General features: G+C 68.8%; 5 protein-coding genes. All 5 read right to left on the bottom strand.

Annotation, left to right across the window (positions count from 1 at the left end; genetic code table 11):
- Positions 1 to 44: 44 nt before the first annotated feature.
- The gene (locus ACWGI8_RS39820) at positions 45 to 836 is read right to left on the bottom strand and encodes a VOC family protein (protein WP_453668328.1); all 792 of its coding nucleotides are present in this window, start codon (positions 834 to 836) and stop codon (positions 45 to 47) included.
- 225 nt (positions 837 to 1,061) lie between these two features.
- Positions 1,062 to 2,261 (bottom strand): phosphodiester glycosidase family protein, encoded by a 1,200-nt coding sequence (locus ACWGI8_RS39815; RefSeq protein ID WP_453668327.1) that lies wholly within the window; start codon positions 2,259 to 2,261, stop codon positions 1,062 to 1,064.
- A 257-nt stretch (positions 2,262 to 2,518) separates the two neighbouring features.
- Complete coding sequence (locus ACWGI8_RS39810) at positions 2,519 to 2,881, bottom strand: DUF779 domain-containing protein (protein ID WP_453668326.1); 363 nt, start codon at positions 2,879 to 2,881, stop codon at positions 2,519 to 2,521.
- Between the two features lie 327 nt (positions 2,882 to 3,208).
- Entirely contained in the window at positions 3,209 to 4,444 is a 1,236-nt protein-coding gene (locus ACWGI8_RS39805) for a cytochrome P450 family protein (protein ID WP_453668329.1), read from the bottom strand.
- A 5-nt stretch (positions 4,445 to 4,449) separates the two neighbouring features.
- Positions 4,450 to 4,751, bottom strand: a 302-nt coding sequence (locus ACWGI8_RS39800) for an amidohydrolase family protein (protein ID WP_453668325.1), incomplete at its 5' end; no start/stop codon positions are given.

Raw genomic sequence — 4,751 nt, 5'->3', positions numbered from 1 at the left:
GCCCGGGACCGTTCAGGGTGCGGCCCCGGGCATCCGCCCCTCACTCAGGCGATCTTGGGCATCTCGCCCTCGGTCGTCGTGACATCGATGACGGCGAACGCCGCGCCCTGCGGGTCGACCACCGCCGCGAACCGGCCGAAGGGGCTGCTCATCGGACCGAACACCAGCTTTCCGCCCAACTTCTGGGCGGTCGCGACCGCAGCATCGCAGTCCGGGACGGTGAAGTAGACCTGGACGTACGAGGGGACCTCCGGAGGGAAGTCCTCCGCGGTCATCTTCATCCGGCCGAGGACGGGGTCCGCGCCGAGGTCGAAGAGCTTGAAGTCGATGTTCTCGTCCTCGATCTTCTTCACGTTGTAGCCGAAGACCGCGGGGAAGAATGTGTCGGACTTGTCGGGCTCACGCGTGAAGACCTCCGCCCAGCAGAAGGCGCCGGGCACGTTCGTCGCCTCGAATCCCTCGTGCGTGCCGGGCTGCCAGACGCCGAACGTGACACCGGTCGGGTCCTGGGCGATGCACATCGATCCGAAGTCGCCGACCGCCATGGGCTCCATGAGGACGGTGCCGCCGTTCTGCCGGATCTTCTCGGCGGTCGCGGCGGCATCCACAGACGCCAGATAGAGACACCACTGCGACTGTCCCTCCTGGCCGGGCATGGGCGGGACGACGGCGGCCACGGCCTTGTCGTCCGCGTACGCCTGCGTGTAGTTGCCGTACTCCGACGAGGCCTCGCCGAACGTCCAGCCCAGGACTTCGGCGTAGAAGGTCTTCGCGCCCTCCACGTCGGAGAACATCGCGTCGGCCCAGATCGGCGTGCCTTCAGGTGCTGCAGCCATGACGGTGACTCTCTCTTCTGTGCGGAATTGCGGACTTGCGGGTTCGAGGACTTGTGGGATCGCGGACTTGTGGGATTGCGGACTTGCGGGATCGAGGGATGCTGGACGGGCTTGCGGAGGGATCTCCGGACGGGTCTCTGGAGGGATCTTCTGTCCGGACCCGGCGGACGGTCCTGTGAGCCACGCTAGCCAGCGAGACCCGGTCCCGCGCGGTGACGCCGCACATCAGTCCCGGGAGAAGATCCCGATGCCGTTCGGCACCGCGCGCTCCGCCCCGCCACTCGGATGGTTACGTACCGTGACCGAATGGGCTCCGGGAGCCCGTGCGACCAGCGTCGACGAGCCGCCGCCGTCGAGGCTGAACGCGTCGGCGGACCCGGCCTGCGCCATCACCGACGCCAGTTCCGCGATCGTCAGCCCGGTACGGAACTGCGCGTCGCCGTCCAGCGCGAGCAGCAGCAGCGTCCGCCCGTTGTCCGTGATCCCGCCCGCCGAGCGCACCGCCGACGTGACGCCGTCAAGACCGGGCAGCGGCGCCCCGTCGCGCAGCAATGGATAACCGCCCACCGCGAAGCGGTACGGAATTCCGGAGCGCGCCTCGACCAGCCGGTGCCGGATGGTCACGACATCACCGACCCGCAGACCGCGCAGCGCGGCTGCCCCGGCCTCCCGGCCGACCAGCACTTCGGTGTCCGCGGCGATCGCACCGCGCCCCGGCGTCGTGGCCACCGCCGTCACCAGCCCGCGCCGCACCGTCACCTCATGGGTCTCCGTACTGCAAGGGGCCGCCCGTTCGGTGTCCGTACCGCACGTCGCACGGACCCGGGAGGCCGAGCCCCAGTCGGACGTGAACGCCCCGATCGAGCCGACCGGCAGCGCGTACTGGTTGAGCCCGCGCAGCGCGAATCGCCCCGTGGCAGTGAACACACTGCCGTCCAGGGCCAGTCGGCCGAGCCGTGCCCTCCTGTCGCCGCCGACGCCCAGCACCTCTCGGGTCGTGGTGCCCGGCGGCAGGACAGGACCGAAGCGCTGCCCGTCGGGGACGGCCGCCTTCAGATCCCGGCCGTCCGCGATCGCGGGCCCGACCGGGGCGCCCGTCGCCTCGACACCGGGATGCTGTGTCTCCGTGATGTTGAAGAAGTCGCCGTTCACAGCACCGACCGCGCCTTCGTGGTCGGCGAGCAAGGACAGCGCCGCCCGGGCGCCCACCGCGCCCGGATACAGCAGCCCGACCGAGACCTTGGGGTCGAGCAGGTCCACCGACAGCAGATGGGCACGTGTAGTGCCGTGCGAAGCCGTGATGTCGAACTGCCGGTACTGCACACCCGACGCGAGCCGCACCCAGGCCGGCGCCGCGGTCGCCGGAGCACCTGCCGCGAGCCCGGTGACGGCCAGGGCGCACCAGGCCAGAACAACGCTGAGCACCGTACGGATCCGAGCATGACTTCTCGTCACATCGCCCCCCAGACGTCCGGTCAACTCTCCCAATTCACCGGATAGTTGACCAGACCTGGGAGGCTAAGGGCTGTCCCGCAATCCCCGGCGGGCGCACGACGACAGCTACGGCACCTCGCTGCGTTGTCGGATCGCCCGAATACGCCCAGTATGAGGACGACCCTCCGCCTTGCGATGCACCGCATCTGACGCCGCGCGCTGATCCACCGGGGATTACGGGACAGCCCTTAGGAGCCGACGAGCCGGGAACGGATCAGGAAACGCACCCCTTCGGGCGCCTCCAGTGAGAATCCACTACCCCGGCCCTCGACGACGTCGACGATAAAGCGCGTATGCCGCCATGCCTCGTACTGGCTCGCCGACATCCAGAAAGACACCGGTTCGGTCACTCCTTCGACGGACAGCTGCGCCAGCAGCACATCCGAACCGCCGGTACGGAACTCGCCCTCCGGGTAACACATCGGTGCGCTGCCGTCGCAACAGCCGCCCGACTGATGGAACATCAGGGGCCCGTGGAGGGCCCGCAGTCGCCGCACCAGCTCGGCGGCGGCGGGGGTCAGCTGAACGAACGGAGCCTCGGCGGAAGCCATCAGGAGAATCCGAGCTTCCGCGGCGAGCAGCTCACCGGCAGCTTGTTCGTCCCGTATTCGTGCATGTTCCGCCCCTCTCCCAACCCGCCAGAACGGATGCGCTCGCCGCCATTGAGGCAGTGACTCAGTCAGCCATGTGCGAGGTTGCGAGAAGGTTGCATGAACGCGTCAGCCCTGGGCCGGCCCTACTCGATTTCCGAATCGCCCGCCGTGAGCGCACGGCCGCAGCAGAAGGCGCCTGACGGGCTCGGCCCAGGTCAGGCGCCTTCGCGCCGCCGAATTCCGCGGCGAGTCATGACGGTCCCACCCCCGTTCCCCCCGCCGTCGTCACGACACGGCGGGATCGAGCACGACGGGCAGCTCCGCGAGGCCGCGGAAGGCCGGGAACGGAACCGCCATCCAGTTCGCCTCACGCTCCGGGTCGGCCAGAGCCATGCTCGGGAAACGGCTGAACAGACTGGTGAGCGCGAGTTGCATCTCCAGCCTGGCCAGCGGAGCGCCCAGGCAGTAGTGGCTGCCGTGCCCGAAGCCCAGATGGGCATTCTGCGCGTTCCCCGGTCGCATCACATCGAACTCGTCCGGGGAGTCGAACTTCAGCGGATCGCGATTGGCCGAACTGAGCGCGATCTGGACGAGAGCGCCCTTCGGGATCCGCGTCCCGCTGAACTCCACGTCCTCGGTCGCGTAGCGGAACGTCGAGCTCTCCACGGAGCCGTCGTACCGGATCAGCTCCTCCACCGCCGGACCGACCAGCTCCGGGTTCTCCTGCACGGCGCGCAGCTGTGCCGGATTGGCCAGGAAGTGGTAGACGGCATTGCCGATGAGGTACGCGGTCGTCTTATGACCCGCGAACATCAGCAGAAACGCTGTCGAGACCAGCTCGTTCTGGGTGAGCCCGCCGTCCGTGTCCTGGGCTGCGGTGAGCGCGCTGAGCAGGTCGTCACCCGGGCGGCTGCGCTTGCGCGCGATGAGATCCGTGAAGTACGCGTGCAGGTCCTCCTCCGCCTCCTGCTGGGCCCGCTTGGACTCCTCGCTGAAACCGGTCTGCGCCACTGTGGTGGACAGTTGGTGCATGTGCGAGCGCTCCTGTGGCGGTACGCCGAGCAGTTCGCAGATCACGGTGATCGGCAGCGGGAACGCGAACGCGGGCAGCAGATCGAACGGTTCCCGGGTCGGGCATGAGTCGAGCAGCCTGTCGACGATGTCCTGGATCTGCGGCCGCAGGGCTTCCACTCGGCGCGGGGTGAACTCGGAGTTGACGAGTTTTCGCAGCCGAGTGTGCTTCGGCGGGTCGGAGTTGAGCATGTTGTCGTCCAGCGCCACCGACGAGTCACCGAAGATCCTCCGGTAGGCGTCCATGGCCCCGTACATGTCCTTGCTCAGCCGCGGATCCGACAGGGCGGCCCGCGCGTCCTCGTACCGCGTGATCAGGTACGTGTCATTGCCGTGCGGCGGCTTCATGGGGCAGACCGGTGCCGTGTCCCGGAGGCGGGCGTAGACCGGGTGCGGGTTCCGCCGGAACTCGGGGGTACACCGCTCGGCTGCGGCGGCGGGGTCTTGCATGGTGGTCACGGACGACTCCTGAAGTCGAAGAGGGCCTCGGCATTGCCGCCGAGGATGAGCTGCTGGGACGCCTTGTCCACGGGCAGCTTCTCGATCATGCGGATGAAGTCCTCCAGCGGCGCCGCCATCGGCGGTGAGTCGGTGCCGAACAGCATCCGTTCGGGCCCCAGGACCTCGGCATTGAGGCTCAGGTGTGCCGGGCTGAACGGGCTCGTGTCGACGTACATGCGCTGGAGCGCGGCGGCCGGGTCGGCCGCCGGCGGGTTCTCCGACTGCGGGGCGGAGGGCGGTGCCCCCTGCGGGGCGG

This window comes from Streptomyces sp. NPDC054841 (assembly GCF_053611045.1).
The sequence above is the reverse complement of the archived record's forward strand: the minus strand, read 5'-3'. Positions and strand labels throughout refer to the sequence as shown.

Bases quoted from the DNA above. Each gene is read 5' to 3' on its own strand.
- ACWGI8_RS39805 (WP_453668329.1), bottom strand. From the start codon at position 4,444: ATGCAAGACCCCGCCGCCGCAGCCGAGCGGTGTACCCCCGAGTTCCGG.
- ACWGI8_RS39810 (WP_453668326.1), bottom strand. From the start codon at position 2,881: ATGGCTTCCGCCGAGGCTCCGTTCGTTCAGCTGACCCCCGCCGCCGCC.
- ACWGI8_RS39820 (WP_453668328.1), bottom strand. From the start codon at position 836: ATGGCTGCAGCACCTGAAGGCACGCCGATCTGGGCCGACGCGATGTTC.